Source organism: Arthrobacter alpinus, assembly GCF_001294625.1.
Classification (GTDB): domain Bacteria; phylum Actinomycetota; class Actinomycetes; order Actinomycetales; family Micrococcaceae; genus Specibacter; species Specibacter alpinus_A.
Genome location: NZ_CP012677.1, coordinates 221,120 through 243,405, shown reverse-complemented (window position 1 = coordinate 243,405; position 22,286 = coordinate 221,120). Strand labels below are relative to the sequence as shown.

Below are 22,286 nucleotides of genomic sequence, written 5' to 3'. Positions count from 1 at the left end.
GATGGCAGACCTTTCAGATCAGGTTTTCGGCGCTGAGGTAGTCAGCGAGTTGGATGGCGGCGGTCCCGTCGTCGATGATCTTCATGCCGGCCGTTCGTGCTGGTCGGCGACTTGCCGCCAGGACCACGTTTCCGTTCGCGTGACCGGTTCCGGAATGGCCGGCGGCCGTGGCACTGACAACAGCCACGGGCTTGCGCTTGGCAGTCATGATGCCTTTGAACTTGGGGAAGCGTGCTTCGGCGAAGCTTTCGGTGATGGAGATGACGGCGGGGAGGCTGCCGGTTAGGGACTGGACGCTTTCGACATCCTGGCGCTGACCGGACACAGTGCCGTGGCTGATAGCAACGGTGTCCATCGAGCCTAGAAACGGGTATCCCAACAGCTCGGCAACCATGGCCGGCACGACGCCGCCCCGGCCGTCGGTGGATTCATTTCCGGCCACGATCAGCTCAAAGCTGCCGTCCTTCAGCGCACCGGACAGGGCCTTGGCGGTGGTGAGAGTATCTGCGCCTGCCAATGCGTCGTCGAGCACGTGGATGGCCGAATCGGCGCCCATCGAGAGCGCCTTGCGCAACGCTTCGGTGCCGGTTCCGGGGCCCATCGTGACAGCGACGATCTCCACTGACTTCTCGGCATCCTTTTCACGCAGGGCAAATTCGAGTGCTCGCTCGGTAATTTCGTCGGCAATCCGGTCACTGGCGTCCCGGTCGACCGCACCGGAAGCGGTGAGCTTGCGCTCTTCCCCCGTGTCGGGGACCTGCTTGATGAGAACTGCAATCTTCATGGCGTTCCTTTCCTTCTGGAGGGCCCTAGGCCTTGGCCGCTGCTGGTTCTGAGGTGGCGTGTGCCACTGTGGCGCTGCGCTGTACGTAGGTGCCACGGTCAAGGACAACGGTGTCACCAACCTTGACCTGGAACACGGCACCGGTCTCGTTCCTCCAGATGGTGGTGACTAGTTCGTCGCCAGGCACCACAGGTGAGGCGAAGCGGACGCTGAGCGAACCGAAAATTTCCGGATCCGATCCGCAGACGTGTTCCAGCAGCACCCTGCCAGCAAAACCCATGGTGCACAGCCCGTGCAGGATCGGTTTGTCGAAGCCAAGCATCTTAGCCAACTGAGGGTCTGAGTGCAGTGGGTTGCGATCCCCGTTGAGCCGGTAAATGAGGGCCTGGTCCAAGGTGGTAGCCGCCACGACCGTCACATCTGCCGGACGGTCCGGGACCTCCCAGCTTTCGGATGGACCCTGGGGCCCGCCAAAGCCGCCCTCGCCACGGATAATCATGGTGGTCACGCTCGTGGCCACGGGTTCGCGGGTCTGCGCGTCCAGCAGTTCTGTACTCAAGGCAATGATGGCGTTCTTTCCTTTGTCATACACGGCACTCATGCTGCTGACCGGAATCACGGTTCCGCTGGCGGCCAACGCCCCGTGCAGTGTGATCTGCTGGCCGCCATGCAGGATCTGCGAGAGCTTGAAGTCTCCAAGTTCATCCATGGGGCCCGAGGAGGAGCCCAGCACCACGGCAAACGTCGGCAGGACCTTTTGCTTGATGCCTCGGGAATTTTCGGTAGTGAACGCCAGGTTTCCGCTCTGGTCACAGGCACCAGCACCCACGCTCAGTGCATACAAAAGTGCATCTTTTGACGTCCAGGAGAAGGGCTCCCCCTCATTCTTCTTGCCAATGTTGTGCATGTGGATCGTCACTGCCCTGCTCCTTTCGCGGGAATGTACCCCACAGTTCAGACGGCCACCGCACGGTGGCGTAGATCACTCTCTAACAAATACTATAACAAGATTCTAGTTCTTGTCTATTGTTGGGACCATGTTGCCTTGCCGGTGTCCACAGCTCGCGGCGCCCTGCCAGCCTCCCGAGCGGGAGCGAGGGCAGGGCGCCGCGAGGTTTAGTGTGCTGGGGTGGATCAGTCGGAGGCCATCGCAGGAAGTGGGGCCGGCGTTCCACGCCGTAGGGCGCGTTCCTGCAAAGTTTCAGGAACCCATTGCACGGGATGGCGTTTCAGTAGCAGGGCAACAACGACGGCCATGACGGCGAACACGAGCACAATGACAAGGCTTGCGCTGATGCCCGTCTGCGCCACGATGGTGGTCTTGGGGTCCTGGTAGCTGGCAAGGACGATGGCCCCGATAGCCGTGGCCGCGGACTGACCTATGTTGCGGACCATCGTGTTGGTGCCGGCCGTTTCCGAGGTGTGGGTCTCGGGAATAGCCTCAATGAGTACATTGGGGAGGGCACCGTATGTCAGTGCAACACCTATCCCGTTCAGTGCCATGGCCAAGCAGAACGCCACCACGTTCCCGTAAGTGAGAAGAATAGTGGGAAGGGCGACGGCCATGAGGGTGAGTCCTGCGATGAAGACGGACCGCGCACCGAAGCGGAAGGCCAGCTTGCCACCCAGCGGCGAGAACAGATAACCGACCACGGCCGTCAGTGCGCTAAAAACACCAGCCGTCGCGGGAGTAAAACCGAGGCCAAAGCCCAGCGTAGTGGGGTACTGCATAATCATTTGGCTGGGAACCGATATGCCTCCAATCGGGCCCAGGGCAGCCAGTATGGTGGCTGTCATGACCAGGGCAAGCTGGCGGTTCTTGAACATCCTCAGATTCACAATGGGAGACTCAACACGCAATTCCCACCAGACCCACACGGCCGCTATCACCAGTCCGGCAGCCATCCGCCCGAGGAACTCAACCGAGCCAAATCCCGTCTTTGAGACGCCGGAAAGGGCCAGCAAGATTGCACTCGCCGCAACCGGCAGCAAGACAGCGCCGAGAAAATCTGGCTTCTCCTTGCTGGGGTTCACGGTGTCGCGCGGGATGACTGCCACAATGGCTGCCGCGGCAACCAGTGCAAGGATGGCGGAAAAGATGAAAATGAGGTGCCAGGAGAAGAGTTGAATCATGATCCCGGCAATCAGCGCACCGCCAGCGCCTGCGATCAAGGCAGAGGCTCCGATCATGGAGACACCCACGGGGATGCGTTCCTTAGCCATGTGCTCGCGCGCCAGCCCAAAGGCCAGTCCCATCAGGGCTCCCGCCGTGCCTTGGACGGCACGGCCTAGGATGATCATGCCCAGGCTGCCACCGACCAGAGAGAGCAGCGAGCCAGCGAAGGCAATAATCAAGACGATGATCATTACCTTTCGGCGGCCGTACAAGTCTCCGAAGCGCCCACCCATGACGCCGGCGGAGGCGGAAACCAAGAGGTACGCCGTGACCACCCACGCAACGGTGCTGGCATCAACTTGGAATTCTTTGATCAACGTCGGAAGCGTCACATACATCATGGACAGTTCAAACGCCGAGACGACTTCGGCCAGGATTAGAACCGTGACCACCGCCGCGAATCCGGGGCGTTTGAGTTTTTTCAGGGTTCCGGTTCTCCGGAGGTCAGCGAAGGACATCTTTGTCCATCCTTTCTTAGGTGTGCTGAAAAGAAAGTGGTTGTGCCCTCACAGAATCGGCGGGCGGGGTAAAGAACATTCTTTGAAAACGGCGGACCTACATGTGTGTGCGCCCACCGGGCACCGTTGGTGCCACCTGGTGGGGCGGCCCCAACGGTTTTTACACGCTTTCCGCGGCACCGTGGGTGGGTGCACTACGGGGCAAAAAGGACCAGCCGATCGGAATGGATAGTGCCGGGCGTGGCGTCTAGATGGTGCCGTAGGCGACGGACTTGGTCCAGAAGAACTCCTCGAGCCCCTCGAGCCCTCCTTCGTTGCCATTGCCAGAATGACCAATACCGCCGAACGGGCGCTCGGCCACGGCACTGGGCGCCCCATTGACCACCACTTCACCAGTTTCCAGCTGCTCGGCAACCCTCACGGCGCGTTTGGCGTCAGAGGTCCACAGGTAGCCCGAGAGTCCGTAATCGGTGCTGTTGGCCAGTGCCACAGCGTCGGCTTCATCGCTAAAGCGCATGACGGCCAGGACCGGTCCAAAGACTTCCTGTAGGGCCAGTTCACTCTCCCGGTCCACGTCCGCCACCACGGTTGGCGGATAGTAGAAGCCCTCGGCCAGTTCCCCACCAAGACGGGCACCACCGGTCAACACGCTGGCACCGTCTTCTCGGGCCTTTGCCATCATGGCCTCAATGCGGTCGATGGCACTTTGGTTGATGACCGGCCCGCAAACGGTGTCCAGCTCATGCGGGCTCCCGACTTTGAAGGATGCGGCAATGGTGGCCACCTTTGCCGCAAACTCGTCGTGGATCGAATCTTGCACTAGCAGCCTGGTAGGCAAGGCGCAAGCCTGTCCTGTCATGATCCCGAAAGCCATGAAGGCGGCATGCAAAGCCGCCGCATCAAGGTCGGCGTCAGCAAAAACCACATTGGCCGACTTTCCGCCCAGTTCAAGCAAGACCGGTTTGAAGGTCTGTGCGCACGCAGCCGTGATCTTCCGTGCCGTCTCGGGGCCGCCGGTGAAGGAGACCTTCTTAACCAACGGGTGGCTCACTAAGGTGGCGCCTGCTTCAGCACCACCGGTGACAACGTTGAACACGCCGTCGGGTATCCCCGCCTCATGGACGAGGTCGGCGAAAAGCATGGCGCTGAAAGGGGTAAGCTCGCTCGGCTTGACCACAACGGTATTTCCAGCCGCCAGCGCAGCAGGGATCTTCATGGCCAACGACATCAGGGGTGCATTCCAAGTAATCACCACGCCGATCACCCCGTAGGGCTGGCGCAGGGTGTGCCCGAAGGAACCGCCTGCACCGGCCACCGACGTGATGCGCCCCAACGGCAGTTTATCGGCCCATCCCCCGTAATAGCGGATCCATTCGGCCGAGGCGCTGACCATGTTACGCGCCGTCATGGTCGGGGCGCCGTTGTCGGCGGTGGCCAGGGCAGCGAACTCTGCTGTGTGTTCTTCCACCAGGTCAGCAAGCTTGAGCAATGCGCGCCCTCGTTGGACGGCAGGTGTTGCCTTCCACACCGAAAACGCCTCCTGGGCGATGCGGACGGCTTCGTTAACATCGGCCGTGCTGGCCATGGGTACCGCGGCGTCGGGGCGTCCCGTGGCCGGGTTGATGTGCTCGTGGGTTTGGGCCCCCGTGCTCCGCGTAGTGGAACCGATGCGCAGGGTTACATCCGGCAGCACGAATTCGGGCTGGTTCTGTTGTGTAACGGCAACCATTTCAGACCTCCGGTTCATAGCGGAGCATGGTGACGCCCGCTTCAGGGTAATCGCAGAAAACGGGCTTGACCCGCATACCGATCTGGACGTCCTCGTGCGCAACGTTGAGAAGCTCCGTGGAGAATTTGGGGCCCTCGTCCCACTGCACCACGGCTAGGATCATGGGGCCCGCCGCGGCAAAGTGCGGTGCCACGGGGCGCGTGGTGATCGTGTAAGTGTAGAGCGTTCCAGCCCCGGAAATCTCGCGCCATTCCAAGTCGTCTGCCAAGGTGCGCGGTGCGAGCGGGCGGGGATAGAAGATGTACTCGCCCAGCGACGGGGAGTACTGGATACGGACCTTGCGCTCGGCCAAGCCATCCCAGAAAGGTCGGGTCAGCGGGGTCGGGACCGGAAGCGGTGCGGTCAAGACCGGTGGCGTGTATGTGGTGCTCATGGTGTGTTCCTATTCCCCTTCAAGGATGAGTGCTGTTTGCTCGCTCATGATGCCGCCGTTACCGGTGACAAAAGCGCGGTTGCAGTCGGTAACTTGCGCTTCGCCGGCACGCCCCATGACCTGACGGACGCCGTCGATCACGTGGTGCATGCCGCCGGCTACCCCCGCTTGACCGAAGGAGAGCTGGCCACCAGCGGTGTTCATGGGGAAGTCGCCGCGGAACGTGAGGTCGTGTTCATTCACGAATTGCATGCCCTTGCCCTTTTCGGCAAATCCTGCATCTTCCAGGCTCATGAGCACAGTGATGGAATAGCAGTCGTAAATGGAGACCATGTCCACGTCATCACGGGTGATCCCGGCCATCGAGAAGGCCTGGTCAGCGGCGTGGACCATGGGCGAGTACATGAGGTCCCTCGCGTAGGTGGGTGTTTTATAGGGGACGCGTTCGCCAAAGCCCTTGATCCAGACGGGGCGGTTCTTGGACTTGGCGGCCATTTTCTTATTACCAATCACCACGGCGGCGCCGCCCTGGCAGGGCATCACAATTTCCAGCATGTGCAGCGGGTCAGCAACCATCGGGGAGTCCAGGACGTCTTGGGCTGTAATGGGCTTGCCATAAAAAATGGCGTCCGGTGTGGCACAGGCGTTGGTGCGCTGGTCCACGGCAATCTTCGCCATGGCCAGCTCGTCGTAGCCAAACTCGTGGCCGTACCGCTTGGCAACCTGGGCGTAGGGACCGTTCTGGCCCAGGTTTGCGAACGGAATCTCGAACTCCGCCTGCGGCGAGCCGTATCTGTTGGAGGATGCGCCAAAGTACATCGAATCGTCCATAACAAACGGGCGGCGATCATCCGTAGGCACGTCGTGCGTCCCCGGGAAGGTGACGAGGACGGCGTCGCAGAGGCCAAGTTCGACGGCGGCCGCGGCCCGCCAGACTGCGGCTGCCGATCCAGCCCCGCCGAGATCGACGATCTCAGCAAAGTTCGCATCGATGCCCAGATACTCGGTGATGGTGGAGGGAACAAACATGCTCGCCTCGCCAATCAGCGGGGTGACGATGCCGTTGATGTCTGTTGCATCAAGCCCGGCATCGTCTAGTGCCGCCTTGGACAGGCGGGCCCACTGTTCCAGGTTGAAGGTCTTTTCGCGTGCCAGTTTGCGTTCCGGCGGCAGTTCGTAAAAGCCCAGGATTGCGGCTTCCCCTCGAAGTCCCATGGTGGTCTCCTTCATTGCTTGTTGGTTGTTGTGAAGGCACACGGTAACGGTGCCCCTCAGGTTCGTATGAGTGGTGCGGTGAGGTCGCGACGGGCCGCGGCGGCTACGGCCCAGCCACCGCGGGAACGCGGCCGACGGAAGTGATACTCAGGCCAAGCTCGGGGTGCAGGGTGCCTTCGGCAAGCAGCCCGTCAAGCTCATCCCAATGCTCACTAAGCTGCCACTTCACATCCGCCGGGACGGCCACGATGCCGTGGATTCCGTGGGTGCGCGATGAAAGGTTTTGCCCCTCGATGCCGCCGCGGGGTGTTTCGGTCAGCAGCAGTTCTGCACCCTCATCCCAGTGGAAGGCGGCCGTTAGCGGGCCAGCCTCGGCGAGAATTTCACGGGCGCCGAGCACATTGCACAGGACGTGCCGTGCCTGTTGCAAGCTGGCCACCGTGCCGTGGATCAAGGTCAGACGCAGTGGTGCGGAGTCCGACTGTTCCCACGGGCAGGAGCGTGAGTTGACCGCCGAACCTGTGAGCTCCTCGACACTGTGGGACGTCTGGACCATCTGGGCGAGGAAGCCCAGACCGGTGTCCTTGGGATGCAGAAATGCCTCCTGCCACTGCGAATATTCCAGGTTGACGAGTACGGGCTCGATCCCCGCATCACGTGCGCCGGCAATGGCCGCACGGATATCGTGGACCTTGAACGTGATGTGGTGGGGTGCGGGACGTTCTTGGTTGTTGGAAAGGAAGCGCTGGATGAAGGAGTGTTCCCCGCTGCCGGGTTCCAGCAATTCCAGGCGCATGTCCTGGGCTACGGCCAGCTGGCACGGGCTGAAGACGTCCATGCGGAATCCGCTGGCCCATCGGGCCCCCAGCTCGCGGTTCAGGACGGCACCGGCCGGACCCCAGGCGGGGACGGCGATGGCCAAGTGGTCCAGCTCGTGGGCGCTCATTACGCCACCGGCCCGGAAGCTGCGGCCTGCGCGGTCGTTAGGCGGTTTCTGCCTCGAACTGCTGCAGTCGCAAACCGACCATCTGCACGAACCTGTCTGAGATCCGCAACGCCTCGTCCATGGTTTTGTCCCCGGAAAGCAGCCTGGCGACGAGGTCCATCAGCACGCACCAGATCATGGCCGTGATGTCCGAGGCCTCGTCCAGCGGAAGCATTGAGAGGTCCGAAAGAATGGGTTTCTCCAGCGAGGTGCCGAGTTGCTGCATGAGTACTGAAACGTCCGGATCGTTTGTGGAGCGCAGCATCAGGATGGCCTTGTAGAAATTGGGTCGCCGTTCGAACGCCGCCAACGCCATGCGCAACCGCAAGGAGACGGTTTCGATTGTGCCGAGCTCCTCCACCTCCGACAGCTCCGCAGCACTGAACGGCACGGTCCAGTCGTACACCACGTTCGCGTAAAGGTGTTCCTTCGAGGAGAAATACCGGTAGAGCGTTCCCAGCGCAACGTTTGCTTCCGCTGCCACGTCTCGAATCTGAATCGATTCGTACTCGTAGTTGTGCAGCAGCGATTTCGCCGCGTCCAAGATCCGTTGGCGTCGCAGCCTCTGATAAGCCGGAAGCTCGGTCCGTTCGCCAGAGAGTAATTCGACCATAGTTCGCCTCCTGCTGGGATATCCGGTGTACAACCAACGCTACCACCGGGCCTTGGGTTCGCGACTGCGCATTACGGCTGCTTCCAACGGATCAAGGCATCCAGGGCCTCAATCTCGTCACCGGCAACGCGCAGTGGGTTGATTTCTAGTTCATCGAGCTGCTCACCCAGGCCCACGGCCACCTGGGAGACCCGGAAGATGATCTCAGCCAGCTTATTCATATCCGTCGCGGCATTTCCACGGAAACCCTTCAACAGGTCAATACCTTTGAGAGATTCGAGCATTCGGCGGATCTCATCCGGCCCCACGGGAAGCAGTCGCAGTGCGGAATCCTGAAGGATTTCCACCATGACCCCACCAAATCCGACGGCGAGCACCAGTCCCCATTGCGGGTCCCGGACAATTCCCACCAGCAGTTCGTTCCCGGCAGGGCGCATAGGCGAGACGGCCACTCCCTGGATGTGCGCGTCCGGGGCGAGGTCGGCCACCGACGTCATGATGAAAGCATAGGCATCGGCAACCGCCTCGGCGTCGCGCAGCATGAGTCGCACTCCACCAACCTCTGTCTTGTGCGCGATGTCCTCGGAGGCAACCTTAAGGACCACGGGGTATCCCATGTCCCCTGCTGCCGCAACGGCGGCCTCAGCGGAGGTGGCGATGGCGGCCGGAATATAGGGAACACCATGTTTACGCAGGAACGCGCCGGCCTCAATTTCGCTCCAGCCCTCGGCACCGGCGGGCTTTTCGATTACTTCTGCCGGTGCCACGACGGGGTCGGTAGTCAGTTCATCCACCCGCTTGCTCCACCAAGTACTGCGGGCTAGTGCCGGGATACCGCGGTCAAAGGAGTCAGAGGCATGCGGCAGTCCGTGTTCGCTGGCAAAGTTGCGCCCAAACTCGGTAACCTCTGTGGGCAGGAAACTCATACCGATGACCGGTTTCGGGGATGAGGTGAGCTGACGGTGCAGCTCATCCTGGTTCCGCCGTCCCATGTCAGCCATGGGCTTGCTCATGGGCCAGCCACTGTTGATGACGATGAAGTCAAAGTTGTCGTCATCAATGAAACACTGGTTGGCCTTGGTGATGATGGTCGGGTCCACTGAGATGTAGCCGGTGGTGTCCATGGGGTTGTTGACAGTGGAGAAGGAGGGCAGTCCGGCGTCGTGCAGTGCTTGCACGGTACCCTGTGCGGGTGCCGGCATCTCCAGCCCGGATGCCTCGGCCTTCTCGGCGATCAGTGCGCACATGGCACCGGACCCGGTCACCACACCCATGCGGTTGCCGAAAATTCGGCCGTGAGATTCCATGATGCCGGCGGTCGCCACCAGGTCCTCAATGTTGTCCACGCGCACCACGCCGAACTGCTTGCATGCAGCATCGATGATCTTGTCATCCCCCACGAGCGAGCCGGTATGAGCCGCTGCCACGCGGGCAGAGACTTCGCCCCGTCCTGCCTTGAAAACCACTATTGGCTTGCCGGCCAGGCGAGCGCGTTTCGCGACGGATAAGAAGTGCTCCGGGTTGGAAATTTGCTCCAGGTAGGCGGCAATGACGCGGGTGCCAGGGTCATCGACCAGCATGTCCATGACGTCGATGGCGGTGATCATGGCCTCGTTGCCCACCGTGACCGCCATGGAACAGCCCACGCCGCGGGAGGCCATATGCGGTAGGAGGTAGATGGCCAAGGCACCGGACTGGCTGGCCACGCCGACACCGCCGGGGAGCATGGGCATCTGCGTCATGTGGCTGAAAGCGGCCACCTTCGCGTGAGAGTTCACGAAGCCCAAGTTATTCGGACCCAGGATGAGCTGGTCCGCTTCGCGGGCACGCTCCACGAGCCGCGACTGAAGCGCCTGGCCCTCCGGCCCGGCCTCGCCCAGGCCGGCGGCCAGCACGATCAGGTTGCGGATACCCTTTAGCCTGGCCTCTTCAAGGATGGTCTCTAGCGAGTTGGTGCCGGTGAGCACAATGGCTAGCTCGGGCACGGTGGGCAGCTCGGAGATCGAGGTGAACGACGGCTGACCGTGGCATTCCTCGCCTCGCCGGTTGACCATGTGAAGCTCCCCCTGAAAACCGCCGGCGAGGAGGTTGGAGTGGGTGAACTGCGACCAGCTGGACTTCGTGTTCGCGCCGATGATCACAATACTTCGGGGTTCAAGAAGTTCACGCAGCCGCGCCGTATCAAGGGTCTTCAATGTGGCAACCTCGCCTGTCATCGTTGTCATGCGAAAAGGGTTCCTTTCGGTAAAACTTGGAGTGCTGAAGGATTGTTCGGCGCCGCCGGGTTACCGCGTTCGGCGTTGGCTCTAGCCTCTGGGCAGCCCCAGGATGCGTTCGGCGATGACATTGAGCTGAATTTCAACCGTTCCGCCACCAATGAGGACCTGCGGCACTCCCAGCAGCCCGGTCACCGCGTCCGCCGGGGCTTGAGCAAACAGTGCCGCCGGGCCAGCCAGCTGCAGAACTACGGTAGCGGCTTCACGGGAAAGCCGAGCGTGGGCGACCTTGGCCAGGGATGAGCCAAAGCCGGGCTGGAGTCCGTTGACCTGGCGCAGGGTTTCTCGCAGGTTAAGCGCGCCAATCGCGGAGCTGACGGCCACGATGCGCCCCAGTGCCGCGTAGGCCGCGTCGTCGGTTGCCGGGTAGCCACCATCAGTGATGAGCCGGCGCAGGGACTCCTCGGTTCCGGTCGAAACGCCGGAAGAGATCTGGGTGCGCTCGTTTTGCAGCGTGGTGGCCGTGATTCGCCAGCCTTGGCCCGGTTCACCCAGCAGGTAGGCGTCCGGGACGAACACGGAGTCCAAGAACACCTCGTTGAATTCGGCGTCGCCCGTGGATTGCTTCAACGGCCGGATGTCTACGCCCGGGGCGCGCATGTCAACGAGGAAGTAGCTCAGGCCCTTGTGCTTGGGCACGTCGGCGTCGGTGCGCGCCAGGCAGATGCCCCAGTCCGCTTCGTGGGCCCCGGAGGTCCAGACCTTCTGCCCCCTGAGTTCCCAGCCGCCGTCGACCTTCACGGCGCGGGTGGACAGACCAGCGAGATCGGACCCGGCGCCGGGTTCGGAGAAGAGCTGGCACCAGATGAGTTCGCCGCGCAGGGTGGGGAGGGCGAACTTTTCCTTAACATCCTCGCTGCCGTAGGCGAGGATGGTGGGCATGGCCCATTCGCCAATCACGGAGGAGGGCTGTAGGAGGTTGCGGCGGGCGTATTCCTGGGCAATGACGACTTGTTCGGCGGGGCTTGCGCCGAGGCCGTAGGGGGCCGGCCAGTGCGGGGCCGCAAGTCCATTCTCGGCGAGGAACGTGCGCTGCGAGCCGCGGGAGTTCCACCGTCCGCCGTCGTGTTCGTTGGCCAGGGCTGCGGCGTCATCTAAGAGCATACCGATGCGCTGGCGGAACGCGGGGTCTTCCTCCGGCAGTTCGATGTCGATGCGGCGGTCAAGTTCCAGGGCCGCACGGCCCAGTGCGGTGGCGCGTGCACCCACCGGGGCCACCTGGGCCACGGTGGCGATGGCACGGCGCAGGTACAGGTGTGCGTCGTGCTCCCACGTGTACCCGATGCCACCAAAGATCGTGACGGCCTCGGTCAGGGCGTCCACCGACGGGACGATGCCGCCCTGGATTGCGGAGCCGGCCGCGAGCGCCTGCTGGTCGACACCCTGATCCAGTGCCACCAGCGCCGACCAAGCGGCAGCGGTGGCCAGTTCGGAGGTGATGAGCAGGTTGGCGCACTTATGCTTGACGGCCTGGAAAGAGCCGATGGGCTTGCCGAACTGTTCGCGGATCTTGGAGTAGTCCGTGGTGGCTTCCACCGCCCAGCGCATGATCCCCGATGCTTCCGCGGCGAGCATACCTGCCTGCAGGGTTTCCACGTACTGCACGCCCAGGCCTGCCAGAACGTCATCAACGTCGATCAGCAATCCCTCCAGCACGAGCGTTCCTGCGTCGCGGGTCAGATCCGTGCTGCTGCCGGCTACTTTGGAGAGTCCCTCGCTCTCGGCATTAACAAGCGCAAAGCGGGTTGCCGCCTCATCGGCGAAACCGACAACGAGCCATTCGGCGGAGAGCAGCGACGCTACCGGTACCTGCCCGCTCAATGCCCAGCCCTCACCTGTGGCGAGAGCTGTCACTGCGGCGGTTGGCATGATCAGGGCGCCGGTGGCACCTTCGGCGAAAAGGTCTAGGCCTCGTGTGGATGCCTTGCAGTCCGCGGCCCCGGCTACGGCAGCGCTGGCCAGGACGGTGGAGACATACGGGCCGGGAACTAACCGGCGCCCGAATTCCTCAACGACAACGCCCGTGTCAACAACGCTGCCGCCCTGCCCACCATGCGCCTCACTGATGTGCAGGGCGTGCAGCCCGTTCGCCACGAGCTCATCCCAATGGGAGGGCCGGCCCCCGGCACCGTAACTGTCAAGGTTTTCGTGGGTTTGGCGGATATCGGCGAAGCGGTCGGCAAAGTCGGATACGGCGGTGGCCAGATCGGCTTGGTCTTCGGCGAGGTACAGCGGCATCTAATCACTCCAAGATCACGGACGTCAATTCCCGAGAGGGGTAAGCAACATCCAGCGGCACGTTCAATAACTGAAACTAGACTCTAGTTTAATATTGTGATCCACGCAACACTTTTCTGGAAGCTAATTCCAAAATACTGACAATCCCGCTCGGGGACTTCGATCAACCGTTTCTCTAATGCCTTAACGTGGTGTCATTTACCTGACCCAGATTTTGCCTGGCGGTCTGGGTATTGGCCCGGCAGAGGCTTGACTAGCTGCCGGTCTGATTTGAAGGTCTTGGGCATGCGGGTGTGGTCTGATGCCGCTGGGTGGGCGTCGGGTTCCACGTCTTCCGATGGGGTTTTTCTGGGGGGTCACACCCGGTCCGAGTAGGTCAAGTCAGGCAGCTAGCCTCAGGCTTGCCACTACCCATTAGGAATCTGATTCTCTCCCAAGGCCCTCACCTCATGCAGCCAGCACCAGACCGGGCCTAGCCATGCACGCCACAGCCCCCGCTGCACTCTCACTAATAGATATTGGCAGGCCAGGTGCCCGCTGGCAGGATCGATGCAGAGCCGCCGTGGCGTGACTCATACACTCTCTGGCCCGTTATTCCTTAGCGGTGCCTTGGAATTGACTTGTCCGCCATGACAGCCCGGCCTCTCATCATGGCTTTATAAAAGGTTGGCCGAACCGTTGGTTTGTGCCTCATTAGAGAGCTGCCTGATAAGAACCTTATTCCAGGCCGATGCCGCCCACAACGGTCATCAGCACCCTGGAATGGAGGATCACCGTTATGACCATCGTTGCAGAAAATACGCTTACGTCATCGGTGTAGACACCCACGCATGAACCCACACCTACGCCATCCTCGCAGCCGGTGCCTGCGCCGGCTGCGAGGCCTTCCCGGTCACGACCGCTGGCACGAAGCGCGCTATCGCATGGATCCTGCGCAACACTACCGGGGAAATCATTGCCGCGGTAGAAGGCACTTGCTCCCACGGGGCGTCTCTAACCCGAGCCCTGACCGCTGCACACATCCCGGTCGTTGAGGCCAAACCACCCAAGAAGGCAGCCCGCACCGGGGCTGGCAAAAACGGTGCCATCGACGCCCAAGCGGCGGCGCTGAGTATCCTGAGTACAGGGTTAGACCGGTTACTCCATCCCCGCGCCGAGGGCGAGCGGGCGGCCTTGAGCGTGCTCCTGGCAATCCGACGCAGGGTTCAGGAGCAAGGCAAAGCTAACCGCAATGCGCTCAACGCCTTAGGTCACGTAGATCTGGGAATGAATACCCGCCGTGCCCTCACTGACAAGCAACTCATTGAGATTAGTCTCTGGCGGGACCGCACCTCCGACAGCATGGAGCAAAGAAGCGCCCGCAAGGAAGCCATCGATCTAGCCAAGGCCATCCACGCCGCGTAGGACAGCCAGGACTCGGACCAGTGACAGTCGGGATCATCATTGCCGCCTACTCCCACCACGGCAGAATCCGCGGCGAGGCTGCATTCTCATCCCTCGCCGGGGTGTCACCCCGGCCAGCCTCCTCAGGAAACACCACCAGACACCGCCTCAATCGCCAAGGCGACCGACAACTGAAGATGGCCTTGGACGTGGTGATCAAGACCCGTATGCGCTTCGACTGCCCCACGAAGACATTCGTTGAACCATGCACCACCGAAGGCCTCGGCTATCGGGAAATCAAACGCGTTCTGAAACGCTCCCTCGCCCGAAATCTCTTCCGCCAACTACAACTACTCTTCCCTTGACAGCCACCATAGTAGGGTCAATTCTCCGCCGATTGCGACATTGAGCGATAACAGAACACCGCCATGAGGCAATGAATTTCACAGCCGCGTCCAAGCATTTTCAGTTGCGCGAACCGGCCTCTACTTCAGCCTTTAGTGGGCTGATATTCATAACTAACCGCGAAGAACCCCCTTGGGCGGGGCGGCTGGCCGCCTCCACGTCAGGGCCCAATCGATAAAAAATATTCAGTGGATATATATCAGGGTCTCTCCACGATTTATTCCCTCATCGAAGATTCGCACCATTTCTGTTTCAATAACCTCGTTGTACAACTCATGCAGGAAATCAAGTTATTCTAACAAAGGGCAAGGAGCCGTACTGTTTTTTCCCGAATTTCGGTGCTGAGCAGTCTTAAAATTGATACCCCTCGGTGCGACCTCTAATATTTTTGTTCACCCCTTCTGAAAACACACTAATTTATGACGATTTTCGCGCTCGGTGTAGCAGATGCGGAGTATGCCTTAATTGCACTACTCTAAAAAGAGGCAGTTTTGATTTTCGATGAGCAGTTGGGGGAATGGGCGTGAAAAATGTCTTCATGCGTAGGCCGTCAGCGCGGAGCCCAATCAGCGTCAGTGGGGAGCGCGTCATGATCCTCTCCGCGGGAGTGGGATCGGGGCACAACAGCGCCGCGGCGGCGGTCCGACAGGCGTGCGCCGCGCGCGCGGACATCGTCGAGGTGCTGGTACTGGATGTGCTGCAGGTGAGTAGCGCGCTCTACCGCGACGTGCTGGGGAAGGGTTACTTCGTTCTAGTCAAGGAGTTGCCATGGCTGGTCGAGTGGGGCTATGACGCCAGTGATCCGCCGTTCGGACGCCGCGGTCCAATCGACCCCTGGACACGGGTGAATGCGGTTCCGGTCATCCGTGCGATCAAACGATTCCGTCCCACCGCTATCGTGTGCACCCACTTCTTGCCAGCCCAGCTGATGGCATCACTTCTTCTTCGCGGCGTGATCGATGCTAGGACTGCTGTGGTCACGACGGACTACGACTTCCAGGGCCTGTGGCTTACGAGCGCATTCCACATGCTCTTCGTGGCCAGGGAGGAGGGGCGCGTGGAGCTGACGGCGCTCGGTTTGCCTCCTGACCGCGTCGCGGCCACGGGGATCCCGATCGCGGCTGCGCCGGATGTTGCCCCCGTGCGCGATGTCAGTGAGCCCCCGATGCTGTTGATCTCGGCAGGTGCGAAAGGAGGCGACTACGCCGTCGCGGTCGTGCGGCAGACGCTGCATATGCGCTCCCCCTTCACGGCCACAATTGTGTGTGGCTACAACGACGCGCTGCGGCAGCGCATCGAGGCGCTCCTGGCCTCCGCTGGCGACCGCTACCGTGTCCTCGGCTTCACAACGGAAATGCCGCAGCTGCTGCGCCGCGCAGACCTTTTCGTGGGTAAACCGGGCGGGTTGACGGCATCGGAGTGCATGGCCGCAGGGCTACCCATGGTGCTGGTCAACCCCATCCCGGGGCAGGAGGTCCGCAACGGCGATTATCTGATGGAACAGGGGGCGGCCGTTCGCTGCAACAATACCGCCACCATCGGCTGGAAGATCGACGAGTTGCTGCGCGAGCCGGGCCGTCTGCAACGAATGCAAGCAGCGGCGCAGGGAATCGGCCGCCCTGACGCGGCGGCTGACGTACTGAACGGCTTGCTGGACGGACCGTTCCGTCCCCTGGTCGTGAGCCGCGCGGCGCAGAAAACGATCCTTACATCGAGCGTGCAGCGGTTCGTCGCGACTGACCTCACGGGTCCATCCTCGCTGGTCCGGCTGGTCGAGCAGGCCACAGGAAATACGGTGGCTCTGCTGCGATCGGAGGAACTGGGTGATCTGCAGAAGCGGTACGCGACTCCGGATGGGGGCCTGTTACTGCGGCGTGATCTGGCGCCGGTCTCATTCCGGTGGGAAGCGCGGCGGTTGCTCCGCGCAATGCTGAAGGGCGACGACTTGCTCCCCGTCCGCGTTGAGGCGCTCTCGGCACAGCCTCGCGCCCTCCCCGGGTGACCAGGGCACGACCCACATCGACCTCAGGTCGGCTGACCGTCCACGACGCCGTTTTCCTCGATCAAGGCCCCAGGGAACCGTAATCGGCGCGCGTCCACCCAACTGCTGGGACTGTGCTGGGCAGCAAGCAGAGCCCAGTCGCCGGCGCGCGGGGCCCAGCCCTGTGTCGCCGGATCGCGCTGCAGCGTGGGCCCCGCATCCAATGTGACCCGGACGGTCGACTCCGCGCCTGGCTGCAGCGTCACCTTCTGGAAGCCCAGCAGCTGGGCTACCGGCCTGCGGAGGGAAGTGTCCGCGGCGTAGACCTGCACGACGGTCGATCCCTCTCGATCACCGGTATTCGTCACGAGAACGTCCGCGCTGCCGCCCGTGTCGTCGAACCTGTGGTCGAGGAGCCGCTGCTCGATCGTCGTATAGCCCAGGCCGAACCCGAACGGGAATGCCGGCGCGTGCCCGTCACCGTCGAGCATGCGTTGACCCCACCTGTCGTCGTAGATGACGGACTTCGAAGCGCTGTCGAATGATGGCAGATGCGCGGCGTCCGTCGGCAGCACAAACGGCAGCCGTCCGCCGGGCTCCGCGACGCCGGTGAGCACGCTCGCTAGCGCATGGCCGCCCTCCATCCCCCCGTACCAGGCGAGGAGGAGCGCCGGCACGCGGTCTCGCCACTCCTCCGTGAGGATCGCGCTGCCTCCAATCAGCACGACGACGGTCCGTGAATTTACTGCAGTGACCGCGCGAATAAGGCGCACATCGGAGGGGCGCAGATCGAGCGAGTCGCGGTCGCCGCCCCGTACAAACCACGACGCCAAATGCGCCAGGGCAATGAGCGGCGCCCGGAGTCGCCCAGAGCCAAATGCCCGGCCGAGCACGCCCACGTCGACACCAGCAGTGACGACCGACTCGCCCTCATCGTGCTGGTCTAAACCGACGACGACGATCACCGTTTCCGCTGCGGCCGCCGCCGCGACTGCGGCACGCACGTTTTTGCCGGAGGTGCTCGTGATCCGTACCTGGGGAAGCGCCTCCCTTAGCCCCTGCAGCGGCGAGACCGTGGAGGGGGGCCGAACGCGTGAGGAACCGTGATCGCCTAGATTCGCCCGCCCCGCGAGGCGCCCAATCACCGCGAGGTGCCCGGTATTGGGAGCCAGCGGTAGCAACGGCGCAGCACCGGTGATTTCGTTCTTCAGCAATACGATCGACTCTGCGGCTACCCGGTAGGCCAGCTCCCGATGCGCCGGCGAGGCAATGAGGTCAGGGCTCGGCCCCGCCTCCTCCCGCGTCGCGGCATGCAACACGCTGGTGCGCAGGATGCGGCGCGCTGAGCGCAGCACGGTCGCACGGGCCACCTCACCCCGGTGGAGCGCGGCCGGCAGATCGCGGGCTCGCACCAGCCGCAGCGGCATCTCCACGTCCATCCCCGCCTGAAGGCTGAGGACCGCATCATGGGTACCGAATACCCAGTCGCTCGTCACGAACCCCGAGAAGCCCCACTCGTCCCGCAACACATCGGTGAGCAGTGGACGATTGACGTCCATATACTCGCCCCGCACCCTGTTGTAAGCACTCATCACGGAATCGACCCCCGCATCCACAACGGCCTTGAAGTGCGGCAGGTACACCTCGTGGAGGGCGTGCTCGCCTACCGACACATCGACCTCGAACCGCTCGTTCTCCACCGAGTTAAGCGCGAAGTGCTTCACACACGCCATCACGTTCACACGTACACCTCTGGTCAGGGCCGACCCCATCCGGCCGGTGAGCACCGGATCCTCGCCGTAGCACTCCTGCGCCCGTCCCCACGCGGGGTGGCGAAGCAGGTTGACACACACGGAGGCGGAGTAGTTGGCGCCCCGTGCTCTGGTCTCCAACCCGATAGCTTGACCTACCCGCTCCTCCAGAGACGGGTCCCACGTCGCGGCACGCGCAATCGTCACAGGGAAGGCGGTGGAGGTGCCAATCACAACGCCGCGGGGGCCGTCGCTAAACCGGATTCCAGGGATGCCGAGCCGCGGGACCGCCCCGGCCACGAAAGGCCGCCGATCCAGCAGCACCGGGATGAGCGGCAGCAGCTGCTTGGGGGAGTCGCCGTCAAGCAGTCCAAGGAGCTCCCGATCGGTCATCCTGTCGATCAGCTGGTCTGCTGCCTTATCCGCATCGAGCTCGCCAGCCCGGACTGCGCTGACAGCCTTGCCGTATGGGCCTCCTTCAGACGTCATCACTTTCCTCGAAGCGGATCGTGTACCAACATGCCACCGACTCACTGCTTCAGCACTCGCGTAACCCGACCCGCTCTAACCATCTCCATGCCCTAAATTATGTACCCTCTTGGCCTCAATCCGGTGCTTAGTAACAGGGGTGAGGCCACACCACGCGATCATTCTGATCTTATTGCCCGGATTCCGCTAACGCTTCCGCCGATTAATTCCGCTGTCCGGGTGGATAGCCTGATACCAGTGAACGCGACAGCTTCGATTATGAAAATGATCTTGAACAGCACGAAGAGTTCCCAAACCCATTCCAGTAGCACAAAAAGTCAGAAGCCGCCCTGGCCCTGATAATGCTCGCCTGTGGCCCATTAGACATCAAACTCCCCTACCAGACATAACCGAACCCACTCTTACGTCAGGAGAGCCCCATTTTCTGCGCGAACCACACATTCCTCCTACGCGTCTCGGGAGTAATGGAACGAGGCTACAGGTCAAGTACGTCATGTGCTTCAGCGGTAACGTATCAGGTGGACGTTGTCGGCATCGGTCCCATCCTGGATTGAATCGGCCCATCCGGTTCCGGCGAAGGTACGCACTCTTCGTTGTGAGACAGCATGGAGCAAGCCATGATGAGACTGCGCCACACCCTGCGCATTGCCAGCAATGTCGGCATGGGACGGGGCAATCCAGTCACCGGGGACCCTTGGGATTCCAACCGTTATTGCTAAGTGGGATAGGCAGGTTAAATTATGCTGTTCGATTCACGTGGAAAACTTTCACCGCAGTTCAGAGGCATGTTCAGCTCCTCAAAATTGTTGTCAGCTGTCAACGTTCGTCACCCCACTGTCCTGCAAGGGGCAAATTTGGGCCGTCAATGGGCCTTTTTTGCCTGTTCCCGTATGGCCATTTCGCAACAACGAGCGATACTAAATACTCTCCACTTTGCATTGATAAGGATAAGTTTTGCGTGACGTGGTGCGAACTCCCGCCAGACTCCTTCCCTGCCTCGAGCGTAGCCAACCAGCCACCAAGGTGGTGCTAACAGTTTTACTCTTGATGCATACCGAACTGATCGGATCATCTTCCAGCTTGGGACGAATCTCTTGAGGTACGGATGGGCGCCAGCGTAACGGCTCCACAGTTGACGGCTCGTTAACGTGGTCACTACTGTCACCTCAACGTTTACGGCTACGAGGACGTGTTCAATAGGTCACCACCGCGTCTTGCAATCCAAACTGAAAACGTTTACAGTAATTCAAGCGGAGCGTGATCGGACTCACGCAACGTTCCAGAACATTGGAATTCCCGGTAGCGAAAAGACTTCAAACGACTCAAAGGAGAGCGTGCACCATGGCAAACATCCACGATGTTGCGCAACACGCAGGCGTTTCCATCGCCACGATCTCCCGAATGTTATCGGGTGAGAACATCCGCAACCGGGCGGCTGTGGAACGGGCCATCAGCGAACTGGGCTACCGACCCAACGCCAGTGCCCGCGGACTTCGACTGGGGCGCCACCACACCATTGCCGTGATTGTCCCAGACATCTCCAACCCCTATTTCGCTGCGTTGGTTCGTGGCATCGAAGAACGTGCCATGGCCAAGGGCTTCCGGATCATCGTGGCCAGCAGCGACGAAAAATTCACGGCCGAATCTGATGTATTGGGTGGCCTCATCGATGCCGTTGACGCCGTTGCCATTGTGCCAGCTGAGGCGAGCGAACGGACCCGCCGCATGCTGACGGAACTGGGCAAGCCGGTCGTTCTCATCGACCGGACCGTGGGTGAGAACCCCGAGTTCGATCTGGTTCATGTTGACAACGCAGGCGGTGCTCGAATGGCAGCCGAATACCTCCTCTCACTGGGGCACCGTCGAATTGGCGTCATCAGTGGTCGGCAAGAAACGCTCCCCGGCCAAGTCCGGCACACCGAATTCCTCGACGTTCTCTCCGCAGCCGGCGTTGAAGTCAAACAGGAGGACACCAAAATCGGTGAGTTCACGAGGGCATTTGGGCACCAGGCCGCGTGTGAACTGATGGATACTAGCAGCGGCATTACGGCAGTGTTCGTCGGCAATAATACGATGGCCCAAGGAGCCCTCCTGGCGTTCCATGCGGCGGGCGTCTCCATTCCCGGGGACCTTTCCTTTCTCTGCTTTGACGATTTCGACCTCGCCGAACTGCTGCCCGCACCGGTCACTGTGATTTCTCGTCCGGCCATCGCGGAAGGACATGCCGCAGCCGACCTTCTCCTGGCTCGCATCGACGGTGCTGATGCTGGTAAGCCGCAAGAGTTTCGGCACATGGTGTTGCCGGTGAAGCTGACCATCCGAAAATCCTGTTCGGAACCACCTATTCACTAGTCCAAACCGCGGACTTCCCCACCCTATTTCCAAGACAAAAGGAACCCCCATGACGTTTACTGTGCCTAGAATCGGCAGTGTTCTGGTGATTGGCAGCATTACCTGCGATCTCACCAGCTTCAGCGAACGGTTGCCACAGCCGGGCGAAACTGTGCTCGGCAACACCTTCACGATGGTGCTTGGCGGCAAAGGTGCCAACCAAGCATTGGCTGCTTCTCGTGCCGGCAGCGCCGTTGCACTGATTGGCAGTGTCGGCAACGACTCGTTTAGCGAGCTGGTGCTCGGTACCTTAGCCGAGGAACTCATCAACACTGACCATGTCCTCCGCGGTCAAGGACCCACAGGCATTGCCCACATCAGGGTGGACTCCTCCGCGGAAAATGACATTGTCATGATCCCGCTCGCCAATTCGCTCCTGAGCCCAGAGCACGTCAGGGCGTCACTGAATGCACCTGAACTGGACGCCACGGTTGCCCTGATCCAACTCGAAATCCCGCATGATTCCGCCCTTGAAGCCGTCAAGGGATGCAAATCCCGCGGCATCACCGTCATTTTGGATCCAGCTCCTGCGCCAGATGCACCACTGGACGAGGAATTTTGGCAGCATGTGGATATTGTCACGCCGAACGAAACCGAAGCCCGGCTCATGACAGGAATCAGCGTCACAGACGAGGAATCCGCAGCGAAGGCCGGGCGATGGTTCACCGATCGAGGAGTAGCCCGGGCCGTGGTGACACTCGCCGGTGCCGGTGCCGTCGTCGTCGAACGTGTTGGTGAAACCGGCGATGAGACAACACGGATCAGCCTCCACAAGCCGTTCGAGGTTGCGGCTGTGGATACCACCGCCGCCGGAGACGCCTTCGCCGGCAACCTTGGCAGCGCCCTCGCCGAAGGACTCACTTGGGAGCAGGCCCTGCGCCGCGCCATGGCCGGCGGCGCACTCGCTGTCACCGTAGCCGGAGCCAGCCCCAGCCTTCCCCAACGCGAAACCGTCGACCTGTTCCTGGCGGGCCGCTAG

The 22,286-nt window shown here is 61.6% G+C and carries 14 protein-coding genes and 1 pseudogene; 4 read left to right on the top strand and 11 right to left on the bottom strand.

The window, feature by feature from the left end; translation table 11 throughout:
* Positions 1 to 13: 13 nt before the first annotated feature.
* The 10 genes from AOC05_RS00920 to AOC05_RS00875 all read right to left on the bottom strand — a co-directional run bounded on the left by AOC05_RS00920 (position 14) and on the right by AOC05_RS00875 (position 12,907).
* Entirely contained in the window at positions 14 to 784 is a 771-nt protein-coding gene (locus AOC05_RS00920) for an electron transfer flavoprotein subunit beta/FixA family protein (protein ID WP_062004870.1), read from the bottom strand.
* 25 nt (positions 785 to 809) lie between these two features.
* A complete protein-coding gene (locus tag AOC05_RS00915) occupies positions 810 to 1,703 on the bottom strand; it encodes a MaoC family dehydratase (RefSeq protein ID WP_154604994.1) in 894 nt (297 codons plus the stop codon).
* Between the two features lie 215 nt (positions 1,704 to 1,918).
* Positions 1,919 to 3,418 carry an MFS transporter gene (locus tag AOC05_RS00910; RefSeq protein WP_062004869.1) on the bottom strand — a complete coding sequence of 500 codons (1,500 nt, stop codon included), beginning with the start codon at positions 3,416 to 3,418 and terminating at the stop codon, positions 1,919 to 1,921.
* Between the two features lie 247 nt (positions 3,419 to 3,665).
* Positions 3,666 to 5,147, bottom strand: a complete 1,482-nt coding sequence (locus tag AOC05_RS00905) for an aldehyde dehydrogenase family protein (protein WP_062004868.1) — start codon at positions 5,145 to 5,147, stop codon at positions 3,666 to 3,668.
* 1 nt (position 5,148) lies between these two features.
* The gene (locus tag AOC05_RS00900; protein ID WP_062004867.1) at positions 5,149 to 5,580 is read right to left on the bottom strand and encodes a Zn-ribbon domain-containing OB-fold protein; all 432 of its coding nucleotides are present in this window, start codon (positions 5,578 to 5,580) and stop codon (positions 5,149 to 5,151) included.
* Positions 5,581 to 5,589: 9 nt separating this feature from the next.
* The gene (locus AOC05_RS00895) at positions 5,590 to 6,795 is read right to left on the bottom strand and encodes a thiolase family protein (protein WP_062004866.1); all 1,206 of its coding nucleotides are present in this window, start codon (positions 6,793 to 6,795) and stop codon (positions 5,590 to 5,592) included.
* A 103-nt stretch (positions 6,796 to 6,898) separates the two neighbouring features.
* On the bottom strand, positions 6,899 to 7,741 hold the full coding sequence (locus AOC05_RS00890; protein WP_062004865.1) for a VOC family protein: 843 nt from the start codon (positions 7,739 to 7,741) through the stop codon (positions 6,899 to 6,901).
* Between the two features lie 37 nt (positions 7,742 to 7,778).
* The gene (locus AOC05_RS00885; protein ID WP_062004863.1) at positions 7,779 to 8,393 is read right to left on the bottom strand and encodes a TetR/AcrR family transcriptional regulator; all 615 of its coding nucleotides are present in this window, start codon (positions 8,391 to 8,393) and stop codon (positions 7,779 to 7,781) included.
* 71 nt (positions 8,394 to 8,464) lie between these two features.
* On the bottom strand, positions 8,465 to 10,618 hold the full coding sequence (locus tag AOC05_RS00880) for an acetate--CoA ligase family protein (RefSeq protein ID WP_062004861.1): 2,154 nt from the start codon (positions 10,616 to 10,618) through the stop codon (positions 8,465 to 8,467).
* 81 nt (positions 10,619 to 10,699) lie between these two features.
* A complete protein-coding gene (locus tag AOC05_RS00875) occupies positions 10,700 to 12,907 on the bottom strand; it encodes an acyl-CoA dehydrogenase (RefSeq protein WP_062004859.1) in 2,208 nt (735 codons plus the stop codon).
* A gap of 778 nt (positions 12,908 to 13,685) precedes the next feature.
* Between AOC05_RS00875 and AOC05_RS18640 the strand changes: the two are divergent.
* Positions 13,686 to 14,655 (top strand): annotated as a pseudogene (locus AOC05_RS18640) (transposase).
* Between the two features lie 578 nt (positions 14,656 to 15,233).
* The gene (locus tag AOC05_RS00855; protein ID WP_062009174.1) at positions 15,234 to 16,697 is read left to right on the top strand and encodes an MGDG synthase family glycosyltransferase; all 1,464 of its coding nucleotides are present in this window, start codon (positions 15,234 to 15,236) and stop codon (positions 16,695 to 16,697) included.
* Positions 16,698 to 16,720: 23 nt separating this feature from the next.
* On the opposite strand, the gene AOC05_RS00850 is transcribed toward AOC05_RS00855, so the two are convergent.
* Complete coding sequence (locus tag AOC05_RS00850) at positions 16,721 to 18,916, bottom strand: beta-glucosidase family protein (protein WP_062004851.1); 2,196 nt, start codon at positions 18,914 to 18,916, stop codon at positions 16,721 to 16,723.
* Positions 18,917 to 20,257: 1,341 nt separating this feature from the next.
* Here AOC05_RS00850 and AOC05_RS00845 point away from each other — a divergent pair.
* Both AOC05_RS00845 and AOC05_RS00840 read left to right on the top strand, forming a co-directional pair.
* Entirely contained in the window at positions 20,258 to 21,268 is a 1,011-nt protein-coding gene (locus AOC05_RS00845) for a LacI family DNA-binding transcriptional regulator (RefSeq protein ID WP_062004850.1), read from the top strand.
* A gap of 49 nt (positions 21,269 to 21,317) precedes the next feature.
* Positions 21,318 to 22,286, top strand: coding sequence for a ribokinase (locus AOC05_RS00840; RefSeq protein WP_062004847.1), 969 nt, complete (start codon positions 21,318 to 21,320; stop codon positions 22,284 to 22,286).

What these genes read in the sequence shown, in the direction of transcription:
- AOC05_RS00895 (WP_062004866.1), bottom strand. Translation starts at nt 6,795, where the DNA reads ATGGGACTTCGAGGGGAAGCCGCAATCCTGGGCTTTTACGAACTGCCG.
- AOC05_RS00920 (WP_062004870.1), bottom strand. Translation starts at nt 784, where the DNA reads ATGAAGATTGCAGTTCTCATCAAGCAGGTCCCCGACACGGGGGAAGAG.
- AOC05_RS00855 (WP_062009174.1), top strand. Translation starts at nt 15,234, where the DNA reads ATGCGTAGGCCGTCAGCGCGGAGCCCAATCAGCGTCAGTGGGGAGCGC.
- AOC05_RS00890 (WP_062004865.1), bottom strand. Translation starts at nt 7,741, where the DNA reads ATGAGCGCCCACGAGCTGGACCACTTGGCCATCGCCGTCCCCGCCTGG.
- AOC05_RS00905 (WP_062004868.1), bottom strand. Translation starts at nt 5,147, where the DNA reads ATGGTTGCCGTTACACAACAGAACCAGCCCGAATTCGTGCTGCCGGAT.
- AOC05_RS00840 (WP_062004847.1), top strand. Translation starts at nt 21,318, where the DNA reads ATGACGTTTACTGTGCCTAGAATCGGCAGTGTTCTGGTGATTGGCAGC.
- AOC05_RS00885 (WP_062004863.1), bottom strand. Translation starts at nt 8,393, where the DNA reads ATGGTCGAATTACTCTCTGGCGAACGGACCGAGCTTCCGGCTTATCAG.
- AOC05_RS00850 (WP_062004851.1), bottom strand. Translation starts at nt 18,916, where the DNA reads ATGACGTCTGAAGGAGGCCCATACGGCAAGGCTGTCAGCGCAGTCCGG.
- AOC05_RS00845 (WP_062004850.1), top strand. Translation starts at nt 20,258, where the DNA reads ATGGCAAACATCCACGATGTTGCGCAACACGCAGGCGTTTCCATCGCC.
- AOC05_RS00880 (WP_062004861.1), bottom strand. Translation starts at nt 10,618, where the DNA reads ATGACAACGATGACAGGCGAGGTTGCCACATTGAAGACCCTTGATACG.
- AOC05_RS00900 (WP_062004867.1), bottom strand. Translation starts at nt 5,580, where the DNA reads ATGAGCACCACATACACGCCACCGGTCTTGACCGCACCGCTTCCGGTC.
- AOC05_RS00910 (WP_062004869.1), bottom strand. Translation starts at nt 3,418, where the DNA reads ATGTCCTTCGCTGACCTCCGGAGAACCGGAACCCTGAAAAAACTCAAA.
- AOC05_RS00875 (WP_062004859.1), bottom strand. Translation starts at nt 12,907, where the DNA reads ATGCCGCTGTACCTCGCCGAAGACCAAGCCGATCTGGCCACCGCCGTA.